This is a genomic window from Proteus sp. PR00208 (assembly GCF_016238545.1).
Taxonomy (GTDB): Bacteria; Pseudomonadota; Gammaproteobacteria; order Enterobacterales; family Enterobacteriaceae; genus Proteus.
The window spans coordinates 25,006-46,953 of record NZ_JAEHQE010000014.1 but is presented as its reverse complement, the minus strand read 5'-3'; the positions used below and the strand labels follow the sequence as shown (position 1 = coordinate 46,953).

The window sequence follows — 21,948 nt, the reverse complement described above, 5'->3', positions numbered from 1 at the left end:
TGCCATAATGTCATGCGTATGATGCATATCACATATTTTATTTATCACGGTTAACCATCTTTTACGTAAGGGTTTCACGTTATGCGTATTCCTCGCATTTATCATCCAGAACCACTCACAGCAGGTACTCAAACAGCATTAGATGAAGAAGCATCTAATCATGTTGGGCGTGTATTAAGAATGTCTACTGGGCAAAAACTGGCACTATTTGATGGTTCAAATCAAGTATTTGATGCTGAAATTATCGAAAGCACAAAGAAGTCAGTCACTGTGCAAATTAATGATGGCATTGTTGATGATAAAGAATCCCCTCTCGACCTCCATTTAGGGCAAGTGCTTTCACGAGGCGAGAAAATGGAGTTTACTATTCAAAAATCAGTTGAGTTAGGTGTTAATACGATCACTCCACTGATCTCAGAACGCTGTGGTGTTAAACTTGACCCTAGCCGTTTAGAGAAAAAGCATCAGCAATGGCAAAAAATTATTATCTCGGCATGTGAGCAATGTGGCAGAAATAGCATTCCACAATTAATGCCAGTGATGTCATTAGAAGAATGGTGTGCTCAAGATGATGGTAGTTTAAAACTCAATTTACATCCTAGGGCTAACCAAAGTATTAATACCTTACCCTTACCGGTTAAAAAAGTGCGCTTATTGATTGGCCCTGAGGGTGGACTTTCTCCTGAAGAAATCGCCATGACAGCAGAGCACCATTTTACTGATATTTTATTAGGTCCTCGTGTATTAAGAACTGAAACAACAGCACTCACCGCAATCACCGCTTTGCAGGTTCGGTTCGGCGATCTGGGATAAAGGAGAAGTAATGATTAAATTAGGTATTGTGATGGACCCAATTTCATCCATCAAAATCAAAAAAGACACCAGCTTTGCCATGCTATTAGAAGCGCAACGCCGTGGCTGGGAAATTCATTATATGGAGATGAACGATCTTTACCTACACCAAGGTGAAGCACGCGCTCACACTCGTTTACTCAGCGTAGAAGAGAACCCAGAAAAATGGTTTGAATTTGGCCAAGAGCAGGATATTGCTTTAGGTGAATTAGATACTATTTTAATGCGTAAAGATCCGCCTTTTGATACCGAATTTATCTACGCAACCTATATTTTAGAACGTGCTGAAGATATGGGAACACTGATAGTCAATAAGCCACAAAGCTTACGTGACTGTAATGAAAAACTCTTTACTGCATGGTTCCCGACATTAACACCCGACACATTAGTCACTCGTGAAGCTAAGCATTTACGAGCTTTCCATGAAAAACACGGTGATGTTATTTTCAAGCCACTAGATGGTATGGGTGGTGCATCAATCTTCCGCTTGAAAAAAGATGATCCAAACGTAGGTGTTATTATTGAAACATTGACAGAACATGGTCATCGTTTCTGTATGGCACAAAATTTCCTACCTGAAATCGTTAACGGCGACAAACGTATCCTTGTTGTTGATGGCGAACCAGTGCCTTATTGCTTAGCTCGAATTCCTGCAAAAGGCGAAACGCGAGGTAACTTAGCTGCTGGTGGTCGTGGAGAAGCTCGTCCATTAACAGAAAGTGATTGGGCAATTGCGCGTCAAGTTGCACCTATTCTTAAACAAAAAGGTCTTATTTTTGTCGGACTAGATGTTATTGGCGATCGTTTGACTGAGATTAACGTTACAAGCCCAACCTGTGCCCGTGAAATTGAAGCAGCTTATCCTGATATTTCTATTACAGGCATGTTAATGGATGCTATTGAAGTGCGCTTAAACAAGAAAAACTAACTTTTAGACACAGAGATTAACGGGTTTAAAAGTATGAACCTAGCCCCCACATATTAATCAATAAGCGGTATACATTAAGAAATACAATGTATAAAAGGGCTAGGTTTTTTTAATAAAAATGATCAGGGAACAGTACTACTATTATGAATTTACTTAACCATTTTCTTATTGCTATGCCTTCATTAAGCGATCCGTTATTTGAACGCTCGGTCGTCTATGTTTGCGAACATAATGAAAACGGTGCGATGGGCTTAATTATTAATAAACCTATCGAAGATATCTCTGTGGAAGGTGTATTAGATCAATTGGAAATTTTTTCGACTGATAGAGACGAAGCAATTAGCTTACAAAAACCGGTGATGTCAGGAGGCCCAGTTGCAGAAGAACATGGTTTTATCTTGCATACTCCAGTTTCAGGTTTTAGTTCTAGCATCAAAATTAGTGACAGCACAATGATCACAACTTCCAAAGATGTATTAGAAACCCTAGGTACAGCAAGGCAACCAGAAAAAACATTAGTCTCTCTAGGTTATTCCAGTTGGGAACAAGGCCAATTAGAGAAAGAGATTTTAGAAAATAGCTGGCTAACAGTTGAAGCCTCACCTCAAATTATTTTTGATACCCCTATTGCTGAACGTTGGCATAAAGCCGCTGAATTAATTGGGATTAATATCCACACCATTTCACCAATAGCGGGTCACGCATAATGTCAAACAGAACGGTAATGGGCTTTGATTTCGGCACTAAAAGCATTGGTGCCGCTATTGGTCAAGAAATTACAGGAACCGCTAGACCTTTAGCCTCATTTAAAGCAAAAGATGGTATTCCCGATTGGACTCAAATCGAAAAAATCATAAAAGAGTGGCAACCTGATTTAGTGGTTGTCGGCTTACCTCTTAATATGGATGGCACCGAACAGTTAGTCACAACTCAAGCTAAAAAGTTTGCTAATCGCCTTCATGGTCGATTTGGTGTACAAATTGCGTTGCATGATGAACGCCTTAGCACCGTAGAAGCTCGCGCTCATCTTTTTGAACGTGGTGGTTACCGCTCCTTAGATAAAGGCAGTGTAGATGCAGCATCTGCCGTTATTATTCTTGAAAGCTGGTTTGAACAGCGATCCTAAAAAATAGGTTCCACTTCGTGATCCCAACCTATTTTTACTTATAAGTTATCATTCAGCTTGAATTAAACCTTCATGTTGGCGTTGCTGCCGACTTAACATGAAGGTTTGCATTCCGTATTCACTACCTGTTTGCATTAATGTTGTCACTTGGTGGTATTTTCCTTCTCTTATAAGATGTGAAATACCCTGCGTAACCTGCATTATTTCAAATAACGCCACACGCCCACCTTCAGTTGAAGGCACTAACTCTTGTGAAATTATCGCCCTTAAACTGCACGCTAATTGCGATGAAATCCATTGTCGCTCATTACCTGTAAAGACATTAGTGACGCGCTCAAGCGTTTGTACTGCTCCTTGAGTATGCAATGTTGCCAGCACCAAATGCCCTGTTTCTGCTGCCGTTAATGCCAACTGAATACTTTGTGCATCTCTTAACTCACCCAACATAATGACATCTGGATCTTGGCGTAGAGCACTCTTTATTGCATTTGCAGTATGTTGAACATCTCGCCCTATTTCCCTTTGCTGTACAATGCTTTGCTTATTGCCATGTATAAATTCAATAGGATCCTCTAATGTCAAAATATGCTGACGTTGATATTGATTTAAATGGTTGATCATTGCGGCTAATGTCGATGATTTTCCACTTCCTGTTGCACCAGTCACTAAAATAAGTCCATGAGAATAATTATCTAATAATGTTGAAACCGACTTGGGTACTCGAAGTTTATCTAAAGAAGGAATTTGTGTTTCAATTATTCTTAATACTGCTGAGACACCTTTTTGTTGGCGAAATAAATTAATACGAAGTCGTTGCCCACAAGACAGCGTAAGTGCCGTATCAACCTGCCCTTCATGCTCAAAAGTTTGCTTTTGAGCATCACTTAAAAAAGGCTTGAGCCACGTGAGTAGACTATCGGAAGTGATAGGTTTACATTGATTTTGTTGATAAAGTATTCCATTGATCCGCAATCGAGGTACATCACCACAACAAAGGTGCAGATCCGAAGCGTTATGCTTTACACTATATGCAATTAAATTTTCCATTTTCATCTTATTATCTCCTGAGTTGCCATGAATACTATTAAACAGAATCTCGTCAATGTCAGGTCTCACATTGACACAGCAGCGCAGAAATGCGGCCGTTCTTCAGAAGAAATAACACTACTTGCAGTGAGTAAAACCAAACCTGTGAGTGACATCGAAAAAGCAATAGCATGTGGACAAACTGAATTTGGTGAGAACTATGTCCAAGAAGGTGTTGATAAAATCCATTATTTTGCTAATAACCACACCTTAGTTTGGCACTTTATCGGCCCTTTACAGTCAAATAAAACACGCCTTGTTGCTGAGAATTTCGATTGGTGCCATACCATTGATAGATTAAAAATCGCTCAAAGATTAAGTGACCAACGTCCTGACTCATTGCCAGCATTGAATGTACTTATTCAAATAAATATCAGTGATGAAAATAGTAAATCAGGTATTAATCTGAGTGAGCTTGATGGGTTAGCAGCACAAATTTCTATTCTTTCAGGCATTAAATTACGTGGATTAATGGCTATTCCAGCACCTGAAAGCAAGTATGACAAACAAGTTGAAGTGCTAGAAAAAATGCATCTCGCATTTAAGCAATTACAATCTCAATATCCCAATATAGATACGTTATCTATGGGAATGACGAGTGATATGGAAGCAGCTATTGCTTGCGGTTCAACACTCGTTCGTATTGGTACAGCAATTTTTGGCGCAAGAGATTACGCGGCTAAGTAGAAATAGAGGTTTATATGGAACATCGTAACATCGCTTTTATTGGCGCTGGAAATATGGCTCAGGCCATTATTGCAGGATTGGTTCAAGGTGGATATCCAGCACATAAGATAACCGTCAGCTCACCTTCTGCCGTTCGCCGTGAACCTTTAGAAAAAGAGTTCGGCATTCATAGTACTAATGACAATATTGATGCCGTTCAAAAAGCGGATGTTATTGTGCTGGCAGTAAAACCACAAATGATGGAAGAAGTTTGTAAGCCCTTACAAAATATCGATATGAGCAAAAAGTTAGTCCTTACTATCGCTGCTGGCATCCCTGCCACACGTTATAACGACTATTTTGCGACCCAATTACAGCTTGTTCGCATTATGCCAAATACTCCAGCACTGGTAGGTAAAGGCTTAAGTGGTATGTTTGCGCACAATTCACTTTCATCTCAAGATAAACAGTTTGCCGACGAATTAATGAAAAGTGTCGGAACAACTGTTTGGGTAGAGCAAGAATCTGCCATCAATGATATTATCGCCGTTGCTGGTAGTGCACCCGCTTATTTCTTCTTGTTTATGGAATCAATGCAACAAGAAGCTGAACGTTTGGGTTTTTCTCCTGAAGTAGCAAGAGCTATTGTGCAACAAGCCGCAAGTGGTTCTACCGCCTTAGCTGAGAAACAACATATGTTGCCTTTCTCAACTTTACGAGAGCAAGTAACATCAAAAGGTGGAACGACAGCGGCTGCACTTATGCAGTTTTATGAAGGAAAATTACCTGAAAACGTCGCTTCTGCCATGCAAGCTGCGATTAAACGTGCGCAAGAAATGGAAAAACAATTTTAATTTCATCAGGGCCAACTAATGAATTTTTTAAATTTCGTCATTCTGACTCTTCTTCAACTCTACACATCCGTACTTCTATTACGTGTTTGGATGCAATGTGTTAGAGCTGATTTTTATAATCCTTTTTCACAATTTATCGTCAAGATCACACAGCCAATTGTTCGTCCATTAAGAAGTGTTATTCCTTCTATTGGCCCTATTGATACCGCGTCAGTCTTATTAGCCTATATACTCATTCTGCTTGGTATTATTATTCCATCTTACTTATCAGGAACATCAATTCCTTTCGCTTTAATGTTCCCATTTGCCTTTATTGAACTGCTCACAGCAGCAGGTAAGATGATTTTCTGGTTGATTATTATCCGAGCAATCCTTAGCTGGGTAAGCCAAGGTCGTAATCCAATTGATCACCTTTTATTTCAATTAACAGAACCTTTAATGGCACCAATTCGTCGTGTAATTCCGGCAATGGGTGGCTTAGATTTCTCTGCAATGATTGTTATTCTGGTACTTTATGCCTTGAATTATCTGCGTGTAGACGTTTTACAATGGCTACTTAGCGTAACGCTTTACTAAGGATAACTCTCATGCAAAAAGTCGTTCTCGCAACAGGAAATCCAGGGAAGGTCAAAGAGCTAGCCTCTTTGCTTTCTGATTTTGGTTTAGATATTGTTGCCCAAACAGAGCTAGGTGTTGATTCAGTGGAGGAAACGGGCTTAACCTTTGTTGAAAACGCGCTGATCAAAGCACGTCATGCGGCAAAAGTGACAGGTCTTCCAGCCATTGCTGATGACTCAGGTATTTCGGTAGATGCTTTAGGCGGTGCTCCGGGTATTTACTCAGCACGCTATGCGGGTGTTGATGCAAACGATCAGCAAAATCTGGATAAATTGCTTGATGCAATGAAAGATGTACCTGCTGAAAAACGCCAAGCGCAATTTAACTGTGTATTGGTTTATATGCGCCATGAGAACGATCCAACTCCGCTGATTTTCCACGGTATATGGCATGGTGTATTAAGCACAGAAATGCACGGTGAAGGTGGATTTGGCTATGATCCTATTTTCTTTGTTCCTGAATTAAATTGTACGGCGGCGCAATTAACTAAAGAGCAAAAAAATCAGCATTCGCATCGTGGTAAAGCACTTAAATTAATGTTGGATGCCCTTAAGAATGCTTAAGTTGCCCCCATTAAGTTTGTATATTCATATTCCTTGGTGTGTACAAAAATGCCCTTATTGTGATTTCAACTCACACACCTTAAAGGGAGAAGTACCACATAAGGAATATGTGCAACATTTACTCAATGACTTAGATGCCGATCTTATTCACGTTGGCTCCCGTGAAGTCCAGACAATATTTATTGGTGGCGGTACACCTAGCTTATTAAGTGCTGAATCGATGGCTGATTTACTCTATGGAGTGAAAGAGCGTATTGCTGTTAGCTCCAATGCAGAAATCACCATGGAAGCTAACCCAGGAACCGTAGAAGCGGAACGCTTTGCTGGATTCCAACGTGCTGGTGTAAATCGTATCTCTATTGGTGTACAAAGTTTTGGCGACGACAAGCTTATCCGCTTAGGTCGAATTCATGATGCAGATGAAGCTAAAAATGCGGCTCGTTTAGCCAAAGAATTAGGCTTACGTAGCTTTAATTTAGATTTAATGCATGGATTACCAGACCAATCATTATCTCAAGCGCTTTCGGATTTACAGCAAGCAATAGCGTTATCTCCGCCACATTTGTCTTGGTATCAATTAACCATTGAACCTAATACACAATTTGGCTCTCGCCCACCTAAATTACCTGATGACGATATGCTGTGGGATATTTTCTCAGAAGGCGATAAATTACTGACAGCAGCAGGTTATCAACAATATGAAACATCGGCATATTGCAAGCCAGGATTTCAGTGTGAGCACAACCTAAACTATTGGCGTTTTGGTGATTATTTAGGTATCGGTTGTGGTGCTCATGGGAAAATAAGCTTTGAAGATGGTCGCATAATGCGAACAGTAAAAACCAAGCACCCTAAAGGTTTTATGGAAGGTCGCTATCTCGATCAGCAAAATTTTGTTGATAATGATGACCGTCCATTTGAATTTTTTATGAACCGTTTTCGCCTATTAGAAGCATTTCCAAGACAAGATTTCAGTGATTACACTGGGCTTTCAGAAGAAGTGATTCGCCATCAAATAGATGAAGCTTTGGCGTTGGGTTATATCAGTGAAACTGACTCTCACTGGCAAATAACCCCTCACGGTAAGCTATTTTTAAATTCATTACTTGAGCTATTTCTTTAATATTGCTGATTTCAAATAGCTAATTTTAAAATACCCATACTGTTATTCACAATATGGGTATTTTTTATTTATGATAAAACGATCATAAAAGTCTTAGAATGCGCTTTCTACCGCTTCAATCTGCTTAGTTAAGCTGTCTAATCCACCGCCAGAGAGATACCAAAGATCTGCTTGCAGATAAACAATATCGCCATTTTTATAAGCAGATGTCGTTTTAATTTCATCATTTTCAAAAGTAGCTTTTTCTAATTTATCAGTACCAATCGCTTCACTACGATCCACAATGAAAATCACATCAGGGTTTGCTTTTGCGATCATTTCAGAAGTGACAACTCGACGTTTATCTTTATCTTCTTCAGCTACAGGGGGTAATTCGGCTTTCTTCACTTTAACCACATCATAAATAACACTTTGGTTATTTGGCATTAAATTGCCTGCATTATGCAGTAACACTAAAACTTTTTTATCAGACTCTGCCGCTTTTTTCTGAGCCTGCTCAATCACTGTATTCAGTTTTGTCAGTTGCTCTTGGGTTGCTTGTTGCTTATCAAACAACTCTCCCATTAATTTAATATTCGCTTCAACTGAATCAAGATAATTAGCGCTATTGGTGCCTAAGTTAACGGTTGGTGCAATTTTCGCTAAAGCCTCATAAGAAGCGCCTTGTCGACCCGTAATAATAATTAAATCAGGTTTAATTTCGGCTAATTTTTCTAAGTCAGGCGCTTTCATACCACCGACATTAGCCACATTACTTGCAATACTTCCTTTAATATAAGCAGGCGCATTACCTAATGGTAACCCCACCACTTTATCAGCTAAACCTAACTGAACTAAAGAATCATATAAACCAAAATCAAATAGAACAACTTTTGAAGGGTTCTTAGTAACCAACGTTTCACCCAACAGGTGTTTAATCACCATTTTGTCATTCTGCTGACTAATAACTTGGTTAGGTTGGTATTCGATTGGCGTTTTGCTTAACGCTGAGAAACTCGTTACAGAAAGGATAGATGCGATAACTAAAGGAAGGATCTTCTTCATTAATTTTGCCCTGTTTAAGTGGAATACTCAAACAGGGCATTCTAAACAGCTCTCCCCACAAGTCAATTGAACAAGAATGATTTTCATTATTATTTTCAATTATTGTGAATCCGCCATTTGTAAAGCTTATTAATTATCTGGTTAATAACCCAATCATTAGAGAGACGGCTCAGCTACTTCTTTAATGCATTAATTAATTCAACACGTTGATTTTCCATCTGTGTGATTTTGCTACAAGCTTGCTGACCAAATTGAGTAAACGCAGCTTCTTGCTGCTTCCACTCCTGATCTATGATCTTTTGAAAACCATCTAAGCTTCCTAATAATCCGCCTAAGGCTTTTTTACTGTCGCCACCTGCAGCGGCTAATAACTGTTTTTTCCCCAATTCATTAATGCTGTCTTGCAACATACCACCAAGGCTGCTTTCTACGATTTCACGGCCTTTAGCTTCAACTTCTTTAATGGCTTGAGAATGGAACGTAATGTTATTCGGTTCTATGCTGACCACTCTATCCATTTGCTGATTAAGATCTTTCTCTAATCTACTTAATCTATTGAGGATATTGCTTTCTTTACCAAAAGCTTCAATCACTACTTTATCAAGCACTTTGCGAGAATCTTGCAGTTTTACCCCAGTTTCAGTTCTTAGCCAAGGTACGTCTCGTCTTACTGTGGCTTGATATTTTTTTGCTAATTCTTGTTGTTGTGGTGTCAATGTGGCACTTTTTTCATTTTGAAATAATGTGCCATCAGGATAAATCACCATTAAACCATGTGAACCAGCGACTTCAACAAATTCAGAGGTTATGCGTAAATCATCTTTTGGCATTACAGCACAATCAAAACTTGGTGATGCATTTGCTGTACCCGCAATAAAAAACAGTGTGACAGCAATATTTCTTAAATTCATAACAACGCTCCTGAAAACACACCTAAAAAATTGAACGCCCGACTTTGTTTGCTAATAATTCAAGTGCTGCACAACCTGCTAATGAGTTACCTGATTTATCCAGCTCTGGTGACCAAACTGCAACCGTAAAAGCATCGGGAACGACTGCAATAATGCCACCACCCACGCCTGATTTTCCGGGAATACCAATACGAAATGCAAATTCACCTGCACCATCATACATGCCACAAGTTAACATTAACGCATTTATTTGTCGGGTTTGTCTTGGCGTAATAATCTGATTTTTATTAACCACACACATACCTTGATTAGCTAAATAGCTAAAACATCGTACTAACTCGGTGCAACTCATCTCTATGGAGCAATAGTGAAAATAAGTTTCAAGCACCGTAATAACATCATTCTCAAAATTACCAAAAGATTTCATCAGATAAGCGATTGATGCATTTCGGCTAAGATGCTCCATCTCTGATTTTGCAACCACTGAGTTATAGCAAATATCTGGAGTATCAGTAAGAAAACGGATCACTTCTAACATTCTTTGCTTAGGCGCACTAAGTCGAGACTGCAACATATCAGTGATAACAATGGCACCCGCATTAATAAAAGGATTGCGCGGTATTCCCTTTTCCATTTCTAGCTGTATCAAGGAATTAAAAGGCAGACCTGATGGCTCTTTTCCTACACGTTGCCAAATTTCATTTTCTTCATAACGTGTTAAAGCAAGCGTTAAGCTAAGTACTTTAGAAATAGATTGAATCGAAAAGCGCTTATCTGCCATGCCTGATTGATAGAGTTCACCATCAACCGTATAAACAGCCATAGCAAGCTGTTCTGGAGGTATTTGAGCCAATGCGGGAATATAATCCGCGACTTTTCCTTGCCCGATTAATGGGCGAATTTGTTGCAAAATATCTGACAGTAATGCGTTAGATAACGTTGTAGTCACAGTCCCTTCCCCAGACAGACAAGGGCATCCTTTTGGATGCCCTTGTAATTATTTGCTAAATGTATAACTTTCTATCAATCCCACCAAACATCAAATAGTTCAGAGGTCTGTACATCTTGCATTTTGCTTTCTTTGAGGAAGTTTTCGACTAATTGGCGATGTTCTTCTGTACATTTACCAATTTGTTGTAAGCAGATTAAGCCTTCCCAGCTCAGGTAACCACTTGCATCAAATGCCAGCCCGTTTGGCTCAATAACTTTGAGGATCAGTTCATCAACAAAGCGATCTACTTCCTCAATTGGGGTATTTTCTGGGAAAGTCCATTTAACTGAGAAACCTAATTCCTGAAATTCATCGATACGCATTTTTTTGCGTAAGCGGCGACTACGTTGTTTAGCCATTATTTTACCCTCTTAAACATAAGATCCCAGACTCCGTGCCCTAAACGATGACCGCGTTTTTCAAACTTAGTCACAGGTCGTGTTTCTGGTCGTGGTACATAATCCTGAGTTTCTGACAAATTCTGATAACCCTCAACACTTGTCATCACTTCAAGCATATGTTCTGCATATGGTTCCCAATCTGTCGCCATATGAAAAACACCGTCTAACGTTAATTTTTTTAAAATTAATTCTGCAAAAGGCACTTGAACAATACGGCGTTTATTATGACGCGCTTTGTGCCATGGATCAGGGAAGAATAGCTGAACCATTTTTAAACTATTATCTGGGATCATATGATTGAGCACTTCAATCGCATCATGACACATGACTCTCAGATTACTTAATTGCTCTTCTTCAGCATTTGCAAGACAAGCTCCAACACCCGGTGCATGTACTTCAATACCGAAATAATTATTTTCTGGTGTATTTTTTGCCATAGTCACGAGCGATGCGCCCATGCCGAAGCCAATTTCTAAAATTACAGGCGCTTCGCGTCCAAAAACCTGACTGAAGTCGATGGGTTCCGGTTGATATTCAATACCAAAGACAGGCCACTGTGTTTCTAATGCTTGCTCTTGACGAGGAGTCAAACGACCTTGTCTACGAACAAAACTACGAACGCGTCGTAAAGCACGCCCTTCTTCATTGAATTCCGGAGAAATTACATTCTTGATCATGTCTAATACTGTCAGTCGTTAGGCCAATTATTTACTTAAAATCGTTATAATGTCGCTATAGTACAACTTAACCGACATTATCCAAAGATCACTAAGTTTAGCAAGAGTCACTCATAGAAGCATCACTCTATAAGATAAATATTAAGAGTGTTTACAGTTTATTCTCTCTGTGGTGCAATCTTACCTTAATCAGAACATGAGTTAATAAAATAAAACATGATGGAAGCTCAGCAATTTTCGCAAGTCGTGCTCAATTGGTATCACAAATATGGGCGTAAAACGCTCCCTTGGCAGCAAGAAAAAACGCCTTATCACGTATGGTTATCTGAAGTAATGCTGCAACAAACTCAAGTTGCTACGGTTATTCCTTATTTTGAGCGTTTTATTGCACGTTTTCCTGATGTTAGCGCATTGGCTAAAGCACCTCTTGATGAAGTGCTTCATTTATGGACAGGACTTGGTTATTACGCAAGAGCCAGAAACCTACATAAAGCAGCACAACACATTGTAGATAAACATCAAGGGCAGTTTCCTGATACCTTTGAGGACGTTTGTGCCTTACCTGGTGTTGGACGTTCAACCGCCGGTGCTATTTTATCGTTATCACTGAAAAAACCTTACCCAATTCTTGATGGTAATGTAAAACGTGTTTTAGCACGCTGCTATGCTGTCGAAGGCTGGCCGGGTAAAAAAGAGGTTGAAAATAAGTTGTGGGAGATCAGCGAAAACATCACTCCAACTGAAGGTGTAGAGTATTTTAATCAGGCAATGATGGATTTAGGTGCAATGGTCTGTACAAGAAGTAAGCCTAAATGTGAATTATGCCCATTAAATACTGGCTGTATCGCTTATGCTCAAAATAATTGGGCGGATTATCCTGGGAAAAAACCGAAAAAAGTCATCCCAGAAAAAACAACTTATTTTCTTATTTTACAATATGATAATCTTGTTTGGTTAGATAAAAGGCCACCAGCAGGAATATGGGGCGGGTTATTTGCCTTTCCTCAATTTGAAACAAAAGCGCTTTTAGAACAGTGGCTAGCCGAGCATGGGCTCGATAATAATAAATCAGAGCAACTGATTTCATTTAGACATACTTTTAGCCACTTTCATTTAGATATTGTGCCAATTTGCGTAGAACTCTCAGCGTTTACCTCTATGATGGAGGCGCAAAAAGGACTTTGGTATAACTTACAGACACCTGCAACCGTAGGGTTAGCAGCACCTGTAGAGAATTTACTTAGACAATTAGCCTAAGCTAATCCCTGCGATATTGAGGATTTATTATGAGCAGAACTATTTTTTGTACTTTCCTTAACAAAGAAGCTGATGGACTTGATTTTCAGTTGTACCCAGGAGAAATTGGAAAGCGCATTTTCAATGAGATCTCAAAAGAAGCATGGGCTCAATGGATGACAAAACAGACCATGCTTATCAATGAGAAAAAACTTAACACCATGAATCCTGATGATCGCAAACTATTAGAACAAGAAATGGTGCGATTTTTATTCGAAGGCCATGATGTTCATATTGACGGTTACACACCACCTGAAAAATAATATTCACTTTTCCAGAGCCTTTAAGGCTCTGGTATTTTATTCACCATAGCGATGCAATTGACCATGAAAAAAATCCTTCTCTTGCTGATTATCGCCCCTCTACTCATTTCATGTAGTAGCCAACCACCAAAAACATTTGAACCTGATTACGCAAAGGATACCAATGCGTTCGATATTCTTATGGGGCAATTTGCCAATAATATCGAAATGATTTGGGGTATGAAGGAAGTATTAATCGCAGGCCCTAAAGATTACGTAAAATATACCAATGCTTATAAAACACGTAGCCATATTAATTTTGAAGCAGGTACAATTACGATAGAAACTTTAGGTGATGATGCGCCTCAATTCCAATTGCATAAGGCGATAGTCACAACGTTATTAATGGGTGAAGATCCAGGTTCTATTGACCTCTACTCTGACGTTAATAATATTCCTCACAGCACTGAACCGTTTTTATCTGGGCAGGTTCTTGATAATACGGGACAACCTATACGCTGGGAATGGCGAGCCAATAAGTTTGCAGATTATCTGATTGCCAATAAATTACAAAAACGCCAATCTGGTATGAATACCATTTGGTATGTCACCATTAATCTTGTTCCTAATCACCTTGATAAACGTGCTCATAAATATTTACCGCTCGTTCAACAAGCTGCGGCTAAATATGGGGTTGAACCATCACTGATCTTGGCAATTATGCAAATTGAATCAAGTTTTAACCCATATGCCGTGAGTAGTTCTGATGCGCTAGGTTTAATGCAGATTATGCCAGCAACGGCTGGACGAGATGTATTCCGAATGCAAGGAAAATCTGGGCAACCAAGTCGTAGTTACTTATTTGATCCAGCTAATAATATCGATGCTGGTGCGGCTTATATCTCAATTCTGCAAAATAGCTACCTTGGCGATATCAAAGATCCTGTTTCGCGCCGTTACGCCGTGATACAGGCTTACAACGGTGGTGCAGGTAGTGTGTTGCGGATATTCCACAACGATAAGAAACAAGCTGCTGCCATGATTAACAACTTAGAGCCAATGCAGGTGTATACCACATTACGTAATAAACACCCTGCCGACCAATCTCGTCGTTATCTTGAGAAAGTCAGTACAGCTCAACGTAACTATCGTTAGTTGATGCTTAATCCAAAAAACAAAGCTTCCTCAATGAATTTGGGGAAGCTTTTTTGTTATTGAGACTTAATAAACGATTTTATCGTCATGTATTTTTTGAGTATTGCAAAAGACTTTAGCTTTATTTTTACTCATCTCCCACGACAAATAGCGTTTTAATACCCAATGAGTTTAAAAAAACAGCAATCGAACGGTTTTGTGATAAATAACGTTGACGAGCAAGGCGATATCGGGTTTAATACGCCCCGTTGCCCGAATAGCTCAGTCGGTAGAGCAGGGGATTGAAAATCCCCGTGTCCTTGGTTCGATTCCGAGTTCGGGCACCATCTTTCATTTGTTCGTCAGTGAGTTAAATTACTGAGAGGGCAAAAAAGCTAAGATAAGACACAAATTTAACGTAAGTTATCTGTTGTTAAAATTAATCAAAAGCTTTGAATAAACAGTCTTGCTCAAACCAAGGCTGTTTTTTTATTTGTAACTTTTACTTTCTTTCCTAACTCTGTAACTCTGTTCTAGCAATCAAAAGAATCACCAATATATTGATAGGCAAATTTCATTGCTATTCTTCTTAAATAACTGGATTCTCTTCTTAATGTATCGCTATATACATCACTATAACTATAGTCTAGTTCATACTCAGTCATTTCTTTCACATCCTTATTTAAAATAAAAACTTAAGTAATATCTCATCCAAATTATCGGCTATTATAGTGTAATATTTAATAATTCTTATTAATAGTAAATATTTAGTTTTCTACTTAGCAGAGAGATAAAAGTCCATTTAACCAAAGCAATAAAATAAATAGACTATAAATCTAAATATATAAGATAGGTTATTATTTATTTTTATAATTATAAAATTAATTTTATATAAAGACCTCTATATATTTACATGGTATTTATGATATTTACAGGAAAACCCAACATTCCCCTGATAATGTTATAAATATTATTTATATATAAAAAATGATATCTTTATTAATACGAAAAGTCAGGGATATTTTTAATTATCTTTTATTATTAGTATATAAATCACAATTTAAATAACTCTTAAAATAATAAATTTACCACCAATAATAATTCTTATTTTCATTTTGAAATTAAAAATATAATTTTAAATATACTTAACATAAAAAAGCGATCGCTTTTATAACATTTATAATACAATTTAAGTTCATTTAAGAAATACCCCTGCTATATATCTCTTTTTAATTGAAACCTACCTCACAGAATATGAAATTCACCTTAATTGTCATTGACGAAATATAGCTTCAGCAGTAAATATAATAAGCAATGATTATAAAAACAGTGACCATCTTTAAAGATGGCTTTTTTAATCCTTAAATTGTCTCATTTTTTAGACAAATAAATATTACAGAAACCACGGGAGAATTCTCTTATGACTCAACAAGATACAGCAACTCATTATTCAATTGATGATATGAAAGCATTAATTGAAACAATGCAGATTTATAAAAAAGACAACAGTGGCAAAGGGATAACTCGTATTGCTTATGGCGAAGAAGATGAAGCCGCCCATCTGTACCTTGCTGGTTTAATGAAAGAAGCGGGTCTTGAAGTTTATCGTGATGGTATTGGTACACTTTACGCACGTTTACCAGGTAAAGATCGTTCACTACCCGCAGTAGGTACAGGATCTCATCTTGATACAGTCCCTCAAGGCGGTGCTTATGATGGAGCTTTAGGTGTTATTGCAGGTTTTTATGCATTAATGCAATACAAACCACAACAACTTAAACGTGACCTTGAGCTTGTTGTTTTTCGTGCGGAAGAATCTAGCCGTTTTGGCTTTTCGTGTATTGGCAGTAAAGTATTAACAGGAAAAATAGATAAAGCTCGCTGGGAACAAAATAGAGATGATGACGGCAATAACTTCTTTGAAGTTTTAAAATCTTTAGGTTATCAGCATGATAATTTGGATAGTTGTTTAGTCAAAGCTGATCGTTATAGTGCCTTTGTTGAGCTTCATATTGAGCAAGGTAAACGCCTTGAGAATGACAAAAAAACTATTGGTATTGTCAATGGTATTGCGGCACCAACTCGTTTTTCAGTCACTGTTAATGGTCATGCGGATCACTCTGGTGCAACGCCTATGTATCAACGCCAAGATGCGTTAGTGGCAAGTGCAGGGATTATTACCGATATCAACCGTGCAGCATGCACTGAAGCAGTTTATGGCACTGTAGGTACAGTGGGTAAACTCAATGTTGTGCCGAACTCCATGAACGTCATTCCAGGACAAGTAAAATTCTCTGTTGATATTCGTGGTATTGATACTGAAAGTATTCAACGTGTTGTACAACGCCTAAATAATAGTGTGGAAAAAGCAGAAAAAGATTTTGGCGTCTCTATTGATGTTCAACCGATTTCTGCTGAATCGCCAGTCAAACTAGATGATTCAATTTGCCAAGTTATTGAAAGCTTGTGCCAGAAACACGATATCAGCTATATGACAATGCTAAGTGGTGCTGGCCATGACTCAATGAATATGGCGTCACTTTATCCAACTGCGATGATCTTTACACCTTCAGTTGCCGGTATTAGTCATCATCCTGATGAGTTTACCGAATTTAGTGATATTGCTGTCGCTGCAGATTTATTAGCAGAAACATTAGGCACATTAGCCAATCAATAATGACTGACTATTTGTTTTAGAAGGTTAATTGCATCATCTCCCTTGGTTGCTTTTAACCATAATTTATCAAAGAGGGATTGATATTGAAATATCGCCTCAGTTGAAGAGGTTACAGTAGCAATGCCCGTACTGACATTAGGAAATTCACCTAAACGGAACGGGCTAACGGCTAAAGAAAGAGGGACTTTGTCTTGATAAAATAATTGGAAAGTTAAAGACGGCATAGTATCTGAAATAATTGCAATATTAAGATAACTATTTTTTTGCTCTAACTTTTCAATTAAATGAAGAATTTCGTTTTTTGCTCGTTGTTTTCTTTCTTGTTGCAGTGTTTTAGTTAAATTAACCGAACCTAGCATGCCAACATAAAGAAATTTTTCAATTTGTTGCTGGCTAATAAGGTTATAAATATGGGGCGAATGTAAGGACTGATGTTTCTTACGCTCTTTTAAAATAGACAAAACTTCCTGTTGTTTTTCAGACAAAAGATTTAAAGGTGATGCCTCTGTTAGCATTTCAACCAATGTTTTGTCATAACAATCTGAAGTTAATAAGTAAGAGAAAGGTTCGAAGTGGGTATAAATATGTGAAGATTGACTTTCAAGTTGGCGCATTCGTTCAAAAAAGCCATTTGCACTTGAATAATATTCAGTATTAATACCCAACAAACTGGTTAACGAGGTATTTAATAATCTAGCAAGATTATCAAGTGTCTCAATTTTAACAATTTCGCCTTTTTCTAACCGATACACAGCAGCACGAGAAATACCCAAGCTTTCTGCTACATCTTCAGCTTTTAATGAAGAGGCTATGCGGTAAGCACGCAAGCGATAGCCAATGGCTTGATAATCTATTTTTTCTCTAGGTATGTAAGGCATATTTATAATTGGCTCCCAAATGCACAAAGTACCAGGGTAAAGTAACGGCACAATAATAAGATGTTAGTTCAGATAGTTTAAATTAAACCAAAAATAAAAAGAATCACCTTTCTCACAATGAGGTAAATAAAAAAAGTTTGCAGTAAAAAGTTAGTCTATATCAATAAACCTGTCTCCTAGCAGGTAACCTCACCAGGGTTAAAGCAGTAAAAACAAACAACAATAAAAAAACTAAAAGGCGATGTAATTGATATTACACCGCCTTTTTCATTATTTAATTAACTAAATGCTCTAATACCATAGCGCCAGCGCCTTGAGAAACGATTTCATAAGCGTGGCTTGCTGGATAAACTTCTGTTTTTATATTTGGGAAAAGAGCGAGTTTAGTTTCAATCGTTTTTTTGACGGTATCAAAAAACGTATATTTAGGTATTAATGTTCCGCCACAAACAACAATATCAGGTTGGAGCATTAAAATAGTATTTGCAATAGCAAGCCCATAGTAATAAGCCGCTTCTTCTAATGCATCAATACACAGAGGATCTCGCATTTCTATTGCTTGAAAAATCGTGTGATAGTTAATTTCATCATCGGTACTGACCAGAGAAGTTAATAAGGAGTGCTTTCCCCGCCTTATTTGATGAATAATACTATTTTTTATGGCGTCTAAAGAACACAATGTATTTAAACAACCATAAGAGCCACATTCACACAATAGCCCTTTTACATCAATCGTCATATGACCAAAACAATTCATCGTCGCTGAGGTATCAGTTAAAAACTGATTACCAATAATGGCACATCCTCTTACTTCGGTATCACAAGAAGTAAATAAAAATCGTTGTGTTTTTTGGCGATAATATAAACGAAATTCAGCTAAAGCAGCAAAATGCACTCCACTTCCCACTGTGACGTAAGTAGGAATTTTTTTACGTAATAACGCCTCTAATTCACTGAATTCTTCATCGAGGGATTTTGAAGTCAATTGATGTTCGACAACATGCTCAATAGAAATTCCTAACCCTAAAACTTTTTCATAGCTGATGTTATTTTTTAATAACAAGGCATCAATTTTAGGTAATAGCTTATCTGTCATCTCATATGCAGATAAGTAAGGTTCTGGCGATATTTTAATTTTATCCAACATATTAAGTTTCAGATCCATCAACACAATGGTTGAATAGACCTTACTTAATTCAATACCGATTAAAAATACCCCTTCTGTATTGATATTATACAAAATAGGTTTTCGACCACCCGTTGATTCACCTAATTCTGCGGTTGTAATTAATTGAAGAGCATTTAACTCGTCCAGTAGTCGAGCACAAGTAGCAGGCTTCATTTGTGCCAATTCAGTGAGTGTTTCTGTTTTTATTGGGCCATTTTCTGCCACTAATTTATAAAGGCTTTTAAGTTTCAATGCTTTTGAAGTCTTAGAAGACTGAAGTTCTTTTAAATTTTTCAATAGCATAGCCATTTCCTTTATTAAATTATTTAGCCACTCAAAGAAGAATATCGCTATCTTACTGTAAAAAAAGCAATAGTTCCTTAGTCAAAACAAACAACATGATCTTAATCTCAAAATGAGAAAAAGTAAGTTGTTCATTTCTGTGTATCAGGCAAAGTACTCTCAAGCACAATTAAAAATGTAATGACGATTTACATAGGAGAGAGTCATGCACCAGATTTCTGAAATTAATAAAGCAAAAGAATTTGTTCAATCTAAAACCACAGAAAAACCAACTATTGGGATCATTTTAGGATCAGGTTTAGGTCCTTTTGCCGATACATTAGAAGATGCCGTACATATTCCTTATCACACCATTCCACACTTTGCAGCATCAGGAGCTGTGGGGCATGCAAATGAATTAGTGATTGGTAAAATTGCAGGAAAAACAGTTGTTGCAATGAAAGGTCGTTTTCATTACTACGAAGGTGTATCGCTCGATGAAGTCACCTTTCCTGTTCGTGTAATGAAAGCATTGGGTGTTGAAAAGCTGATTATCACTAACGCATGTGGCGCTGTAAATACAGATTTTAATCCTGGTGATCTAATGCTAATTACGGATCATATTAATCTAACTGCAAATAACCCACTGATTGGGCCAAATAACCCTGAATTAGGTGTTCGTTTTCTAGATGTAAGTGAAGTTTATAACAAAGCTATGCGCCAAATTGTTATTGATATTGCCAAAGAGCAAGACATTACCTTACGTCAAGGTGTTTATGCATGGTGGACAGGGCCAACTTATGAAACCCCAGCAGAAATTCGCATGATAAGAACATTAGGTGCCGATGCCGTAGGCATGTCAACCGTTCCAGAAGCACTTATTGCTCGCCATTCAGGTATTGATACCATTGGTATTTCATGCTTAACCAATATGGCTTGTGGCATTTTAGAACAGCCTCTTAGTCATGATGAAGTTATTGAAACCGCAGAACGTGTGAAATCTACCTTCTTAAAACTGATCAGTGAAGTGATCGCTCGCTTATAACTTTTTATCAATAAAAGAAAAAGTGGAGAATAGATAGCTGCCTATGCTCCACTAAAATCAATATCCCCAACAGTGGAGATTGTTATGGGTATAAAAATACAGCTCAAAGGCATGATGTTTATGCAATATTTTATCTGGGGAAGTTGGTTAATTACCCTAGGTGCATACATGATGCAAACATTAAACTTCACTGGGATTGAAGTTGGATTAGTTTATGGCTCTAAAGGCATTGCTGCTCTGATTATGCCTGGTTTATTAGGTATCATTGCCGATAAATTTATTCCTGCAAATCGCTTATATATCATTTGTCATCTTATTTGTGCTGTTGCTTTATTCTTTGCGGCATCAGTGACTGATCCAACAATCATGTTCTGGGTTATGTTCATTAATGCATTAGCATTTATGCCAACTATTGCGCTTTCAAATTCAATTGGTTATTTTTGCTTAAATAAACACAAGCTAGATTCTGTTGCTAATTTTCCCCCTATTCGTGTTTTCGGTACGATAGGTTTTATTATCGCCATGTGGTGTGTAAGTTTATTTAAATTAGAACTCAGCAACACTCAATTATATATTGCATCAGTAGCTTCTCTTTGTTTAGCTCTCTATTCATTTTGCTTACCTAAAATTCCAACAGCCCAGCATAAACAATCAACCTCTTGGGCATCTCGTTTGGGATTAGATGCCTTTGTTCTATTCAAAAAACCTATAATGGCAGTATTCTTTTTATTTGCCATGCTATTAGGTGCGGTACTTCAAATTACCAATACTTTTGGTAGTCCTTTTATTCATGATTTTGCTAAAAATCCTGAATTTGCTGATAGTTTAATTGTTCAATATCCATCAATTTTATTATCAGTATCACAAATGGCTGAAGTTGCCTTTATTTTAGCAATTCCTTTTTTCCTAAAACGCTTTGGTATTAAAAAAGTCATGTTAATTAGTATGATTGCATGGACTTTACGTTTCGGATTATTTGCCTATGGCGATCCATCTCCTTGGGGATTTGTATTGCTAATGCTTTCAATGATTGTTTATGGTTGTGCATTTGATTTCTTTAATATTTCAGGCTCTATCTATATTGAAAATGAAGTTAATCCTGAAATAAGAGCCAGTGCTCAAGGGTTATTTATGACCATGGTCAATGGTGTTGGTGCATACGCAGGCTCTATTTTAAGTGGTATGGTCGTTGATCATTTTACAGTTAATGGAATGAAAGACTGGCAATCTATTTGGTTAATTTTTGCATCCTATACACTTATACTTGCTATTGTATTTATATTTGCATTTAAAGAAAATAAGGTGAGTAATTATAAAAAAGATTTTTCATAATTAACTTATATACTCCTCCTTTTAAATGATAATAAACCTTTATTGGTTTATTAT

General features: G+C 37.6%; 23 protein-coding genes and 1 tRNA gene. 16 read left to right on the top strand and 8 right to left on the bottom strand.

Translation table 11 applies throughout. The annotated features are described in order from the left end of the window. The first annotated feature begins 81 nt into the window (after window positions 1–81). From rsmE to ruvX, 4 genes are all read left to right on the top strand, one after another. Entirely contained in the window at window positions 82–813 is a 732-nt protein-coding gene (rsmE, locus tag JEP36_RS10960; protein WP_196534276.1) for a 16S rRNA (uracil(1498)-N(3))-methyltransferase, read from the top strand. Window positions 814–823: 10 nt separating this feature from the next. Further along, window positions 824–1,780 (top strand): glutathione synthase, encoded by a 957-nt coding sequence (gene gshB, locus JEP36_RS10955; RefSeq protein ID WP_109373905.1) that lies wholly within the window; start codon window positions 824–826, stop codon window positions 1,778–1,780. A 143-nt stretch (window positions 1,781–1,923) separates the two neighbouring features. Next, on the top strand, window positions 1,924–2,487 hold the full coding sequence (locus JEP36_RS10950) for a YqgE/AlgH family protein (RefSeq protein WP_023581015.1): 564 nt from the start codon (window positions 1,924–1,926) through the stop codon (window positions 2,485–2,487). Next, complete coding sequence (ruvX, locus tag JEP36_RS10945; RefSeq protein WP_198626077.1) at window positions 2,487–2,906, top strand: Holliday junction resolvase RuvX; 420 nt, start codon at window positions 2,487–2,489, stop codon at window positions 2,904–2,906. Before JEP36_RS10950 ends, ruvX begins: the two co-directional genes overlap by 1 nt. Window positions 2,907–2,954: 48 nt before the next feature. Here ruvX and JEP36_RS10940 read toward each other — a convergent pair whose 3' ends face one another. Next, window positions 2,955–3,959, bottom strand: a complete 1,005-nt coding sequence (locus tag JEP36_RS10940) for a type IV pilus twitching motility protein PilT (RefSeq protein WP_198626076.1) — start codon at window positions 3,957–3,959, stop codon at window positions 2,955–2,957. Window positions 3,960–3,980: 21 nt separating this feature from the next. On the opposite strand from JEP36_RS10940, the gene JEP36_RS10935 reads away from it, so the two are divergent. Genes JEP36_RS10935 through hemW form a run of 5 tightly spaced genes read left to right on the top strand, consistent with a single transcriptional unit; the run spans window position 3,981 to window position 7,816 of the window. Next, the gene (locus JEP36_RS10935) at window positions 3,981–4,679 is read left to right on the top strand and encodes a YggS family pyridoxal phosphate-dependent enzyme (RefSeq protein WP_198630194.1); all 699 of its coding nucleotides are present in this window, start codon (window positions 3,981–3,983) and stop codon (window positions 4,677–4,679) included. A gap of 14 nt (window positions 4,680–4,693) precedes the next feature. Next, window positions 4,694–5,512: a pyrroline-5-carboxylate reductase gene (proC, locus tag JEP36_RS10930; protein ID WP_109373901.1), complete on the top strand. Its 819-nt coding sequence runs from the start codon at window positions 4,694–4,696 to the stop codon at window positions 5,510–5,512. An 18-nt stretch (window positions 5,513–5,530) separates the two neighbouring features. Beyond that, a complete protein-coding gene (locus JEP36_RS10925; RefSeq protein ID WP_196534281.1) occupies window positions 5,531–6,088 on the top strand; it encodes a YggT family protein in 558 nt (185 codons plus the stop codon). 11 nt (window positions 6,089–6,099) lie between these two features. After that, window positions 6,100–6,693 carry an XTP/dITP diphosphatase gene (locus tag JEP36_RS10920; RefSeq protein WP_160230042.1) on the top strand — a complete coding sequence of 198 codons (594 nt, stop codon included), beginning with the start codon at window positions 6,100–6,102 and terminating at the stop codon, window positions 6,691–6,693. After that, entirely contained in the window at window positions 6,686–7,816 is a 1,131-nt protein-coding gene (hemW, locus tag JEP36_RS10915; protein WP_198630193.1) for a radical SAM family heme chaperone HemW, read from the top strand. The genes JEP36_RS10920 and hemW overlap by 8 nt, the downstream gene beginning before the upstream one ends. A 93-nt stretch (window positions 7,817–7,909) precedes the next feature. Here hemW and JEP36_RS10910 read toward each other — a convergent pair whose 3' ends face one another. The 5 genes from JEP36_RS10910 to trmB form a co-directional block, all read right to left on the bottom strand. Continuing rightward, a complete protein-coding gene (locus tag JEP36_RS10910) occupies window positions 7,910–8,860 on the bottom strand; it encodes a siderophore ABC transporter substrate-binding protein (protein ID WP_198630192.1) in 951 nt (316 codons plus the stop codon). 173 nt (window positions 8,861–9,033) lie between these two features. Further along, window positions 9,034–9,771, bottom strand: coding sequence for a DUF2884 family protein (locus JEP36_RS10905; protein ID WP_198630191.1), 738 nt, complete (start codon window positions 9,769–9,771; stop codon window positions 9,034–9,036). 22 nt (window positions 9,772–9,793) lie between these two features. Beyond that, window positions 9,794–10,720, bottom strand: a complete 927-nt coding sequence (gene glsB, locus JEP36_RS10900) for a glutaminase B (RefSeq protein ID WP_198620996.1) — start codon at window positions 10,718–10,720, stop codon at window positions 9,794–9,796. 74 nt (window positions 10,721–10,794) lie between these two features. Further along, complete coding sequence (locus JEP36_RS10895) at window positions 10,795–11,121, bottom strand: YggL family protein (protein ID WP_023581025.1); 327 nt, start codon at window positions 11,119–11,121, stop codon at window positions 10,795–10,797. After that, a complete protein-coding gene (trmB, locus tag JEP36_RS10890) occupies window positions 11,121–11,840 on the bottom strand; it encodes a tRNA (guanosine(46)-N7)-methyltransferase TrmB (protein WP_109373894.1) in 720 nt (239 codons plus the stop codon). Before trmB ends, JEP36_RS10895 begins: the two co-directional genes overlap by 1 nt. Before the next feature lie 216 nt (window positions 11,841–12,056). On the opposite strand from trmB, the gene mutY reads away from it, so the two are divergent. The 5 genes from mutY to JEP36_RS10865 all read left to right on the top strand — a co-directional run bounded on the left by mutY (window position 12,057) and on the right by JEP36_RS10865 (window position 17,189). Continuing rightward, window positions 12,057–13,097 (top strand): A/G-specific adenine glycosylase, encoded by a 1,041-nt coding sequence (mutY, locus tag JEP36_RS10885; protein WP_198630190.1) that lies wholly within the window; start codon window positions 12,057–12,059, stop codon window positions 13,095–13,097. A gap of 29 nt (window positions 13,098–13,126) precedes the next feature. Continuing rightward, window positions 13,127–13,399 carry an oxidative damage protection protein gene (locus JEP36_RS10880; protein WP_098943971.1) on the top strand — a complete coding sequence of 91 codons (273 nt, stop codon included), beginning with the start codon at window positions 13,127–13,129 and terminating at the stop codon, window positions 13,397–13,399. Window positions 13,400–13,462: 63 nt separating this feature from the next. Beyond that, window positions 13,463–14,533 (top strand): membrane-bound lytic murein transglycosylase MltC, encoded by a 1,071-nt coding sequence (gene mltC / locus JEP36_RS10875; RefSeq protein WP_198620998.1) that lies wholly within the window; start codon window positions 13,463–13,465, stop codon window positions 14,531–14,533. Between the two features lie 250 nt (window positions 14,534–14,783). After that, a tRNA-Phe gene (locus JEP36_RS10870) sits at window positions 14,784–14,859 on the top strand. Between the two features lie 1,073 nt (window positions 14,860–15,932). Next, complete coding sequence (locus tag JEP36_RS10865) at window positions 15,933–17,189, top strand: Zn-dependent hydrolase (protein ID WP_196532201.1); 1,257 nt, start codon at window positions 15,933–15,935, stop codon at window positions 17,187–17,189. On the opposite strand, the gene JEP36_RS10860 is transcribed toward JEP36_RS10865, so the two are convergent. Both JEP36_RS10860 and JEP36_RS10855 read right to left on the bottom strand, forming a co-directional pair. Further along, a complete protein-coding gene (locus JEP36_RS10860) occupies window positions 17,183–18,067 on the bottom strand; it encodes a helix-turn-helix domain-containing protein (RefSeq protein WP_109373888.1) in 885 nt (294 codons plus the stop codon). The genes JEP36_RS10865 and JEP36_RS10860 overlap by 7 nt on opposite strands. A 274-nt stretch (window positions 18,068–18,341) precedes the next feature. Further along, window positions 18,342–19,538: an ROK family protein gene (locus tag JEP36_RS10855; RefSeq protein WP_198626071.1), complete on the bottom strand. Its 1,197-nt coding sequence runs from the start codon at window positions 19,536–19,538 to the stop codon at window positions 18,342–18,344. Between the two features lie 205 nt (window positions 19,539–19,743). Between JEP36_RS10855 and JEP36_RS10850 the strand changes: the two genes are divergently transcribed. Both JEP36_RS10850 and JEP36_RS10845 read left to right on the top strand, forming a co-directional pair. Continuing rightward, window positions 19,744–20,562 (top strand): purine-nucleoside phosphorylase, encoded by an 819-nt coding sequence (locus JEP36_RS10850; RefSeq protein ID WP_109373886.1) that lies wholly within the window; start codon window positions 19,744–19,746, stop codon window positions 20,560–20,562. Between the two features lie 84 nt (window positions 20,563–20,646). Further along, window positions 20,647–21,894 carry a nucleoside permease gene (locus JEP36_RS10845; RefSeq protein WP_198619443.1) on the top strand — a complete coding sequence of 416 codons (1,248 nt, stop codon included), beginning with the start codon at window positions 20,647–20,649 and terminating at the stop codon, window positions 21,892–21,894. Window positions 21,895–21,948 lie beyond the last annotated feature (54 nt).

Excerpts from the sequence above, each read along its gene's own strand:
- rsmE (WP_196534276.1), top strand. The coding sequence starts at position 82 with ATGCGTATTCCTCGCATTTATCATCCAGAACCACTCACAGCAGGTACT.
- JEP36_RS10920 (WP_160230042.1), top strand. The coding sequence starts at position 6,100 with ATGCAAAAAGTCGTTCTCGCAACAGGAAATCCAGGGAAGGTCAAAGAG.
- mutY (WP_198630190.1), top strand. The coding sequence starts at position 12,057 with ATGATGGAAGCTCAGCAATTTTCGCAAGTCGTGCTCAATTGGTATCAC.
- JEP36_RS10895 (WP_023581025.1), bottom strand. The coding sequence starts at position 11,121 with ATGGCTAAACAACGTAGTCGCCGCTTACGCAAAAAAATGCGTATCGAT.
- trmB (WP_109373894.1), bottom strand. The coding sequence starts at position 11,840 with ATGATCAAGAATGTAATTTCTCCGGAATTCAATGAAGAAGGGCGTGCT.
- JEP36_RS10850 (WP_109373886.1), top strand. The coding sequence starts at position 19,744 with ATGCACCAGATTTCTGAAATTAATAAAGCAAAAGAATTTGTTCAATCT.
- JEP36_RS10910 (WP_198630192.1), bottom strand. The coding sequence starts at position 8,860 with ATGAAGAAGATCCTTCCTTTAGTTATCGCATCTATCCTTTCTGTAACG.
- ruvX (WP_198626077.1), top strand. The coding sequence starts at position 2,487 with ATGTCAAACAGAACGGTAATGGGCTTTGATTTCGGCACTAAAAGCATT.
- mltC (WP_198620998.1), top strand. The coding sequence starts at position 13,463 with ATGAAAAAAATCCTTCTCTTGCTGATTATCGCCCCTCTACTCATTTCA.
- JEP36_RS10860 (WP_109373888.1), bottom strand. The coding sequence starts at position 18,067 with ATGCCTTACATACCTAGAGAAAAAATAGATTATCAAGCCATTGGCTAT.
- proC (WP_109373901.1), top strand. The coding sequence starts at position 4,694 with ATGGAACATCGTAACATCGCTTTTATTGGCGCTGGAAATATGGCTCAG.
- gshB (WP_109373905.1), top strand. The coding sequence starts at position 824 with ATGATTAAATTAGGTATTGTGATGGACCCAATTTCATCCATCAAAATC.
- JEP36_RS10880 (WP_098943971.1), top strand. The coding sequence starts at position 13,127 with ATGAGCAGAACTATTTTTTGTACTTTCCTTAACAAAGAAGCTGATGGA.
- JEP36_RS10905 (WP_198630191.1), bottom strand. The coding sequence starts at position 9,771 with ATGAATTTAAGAAATATTGCTGTCACACTGTTTTTTATTGCGGGTACA.
- JEP36_RS10855 (WP_198626071.1), bottom strand. The coding sequence starts at position 19,538 with ATGCTATTGAAAAATTTAAAAGAACTTCAGTCTTCTAAGACTTCAAAA.
- JEP36_RS10950 (WP_023581015.1), top strand. The coding sequence starts at position 1,924 with ATGAATTTACTTAACCATTTTCTTATTGCTATGCCTTCATTAAGCGAT.
- JEP36_RS10935 (WP_198630194.1), top strand. The coding sequence starts at position 3,981 with ATGAATACTATTAAACAGAATCTCGTCAATGTCAGGTCTCACATTGAC.
- hemW (WP_198630193.1), top strand. The coding sequence starts at position 6,686 with ATGCTTAAGTTGCCCCCATTAAGTTTGTATATTCATATTCCTTGGTGT.
- JEP36_RS10865 (WP_196532201.1), top strand. The coding sequence starts at position 15,933 with ATGACTCAACAAGATACAGCAACTCATTATTCAATTGATGATATGAAA.
- JEP36_RS10845 (WP_198619443.1), top strand. The coding sequence starts at position 20,647 with ATGGGTATAAAAATACAGCTCAAAGGCATGATGTTTATGCAATATTTT.
- JEP36_RS10940 (WP_198626076.1), bottom strand. The coding sequence starts at position 3,959 with ATGAAAATGGAAAATTTAATTGCATATAGTGTAAAGCATAACGCTTCG.
- JEP36_RS10925 (WP_196534281.1), top strand. The coding sequence starts at position 5,531 with ATGAATTTTTTAAATTTCGTCATTCTGACTCTTCTTCAACTCTACACA.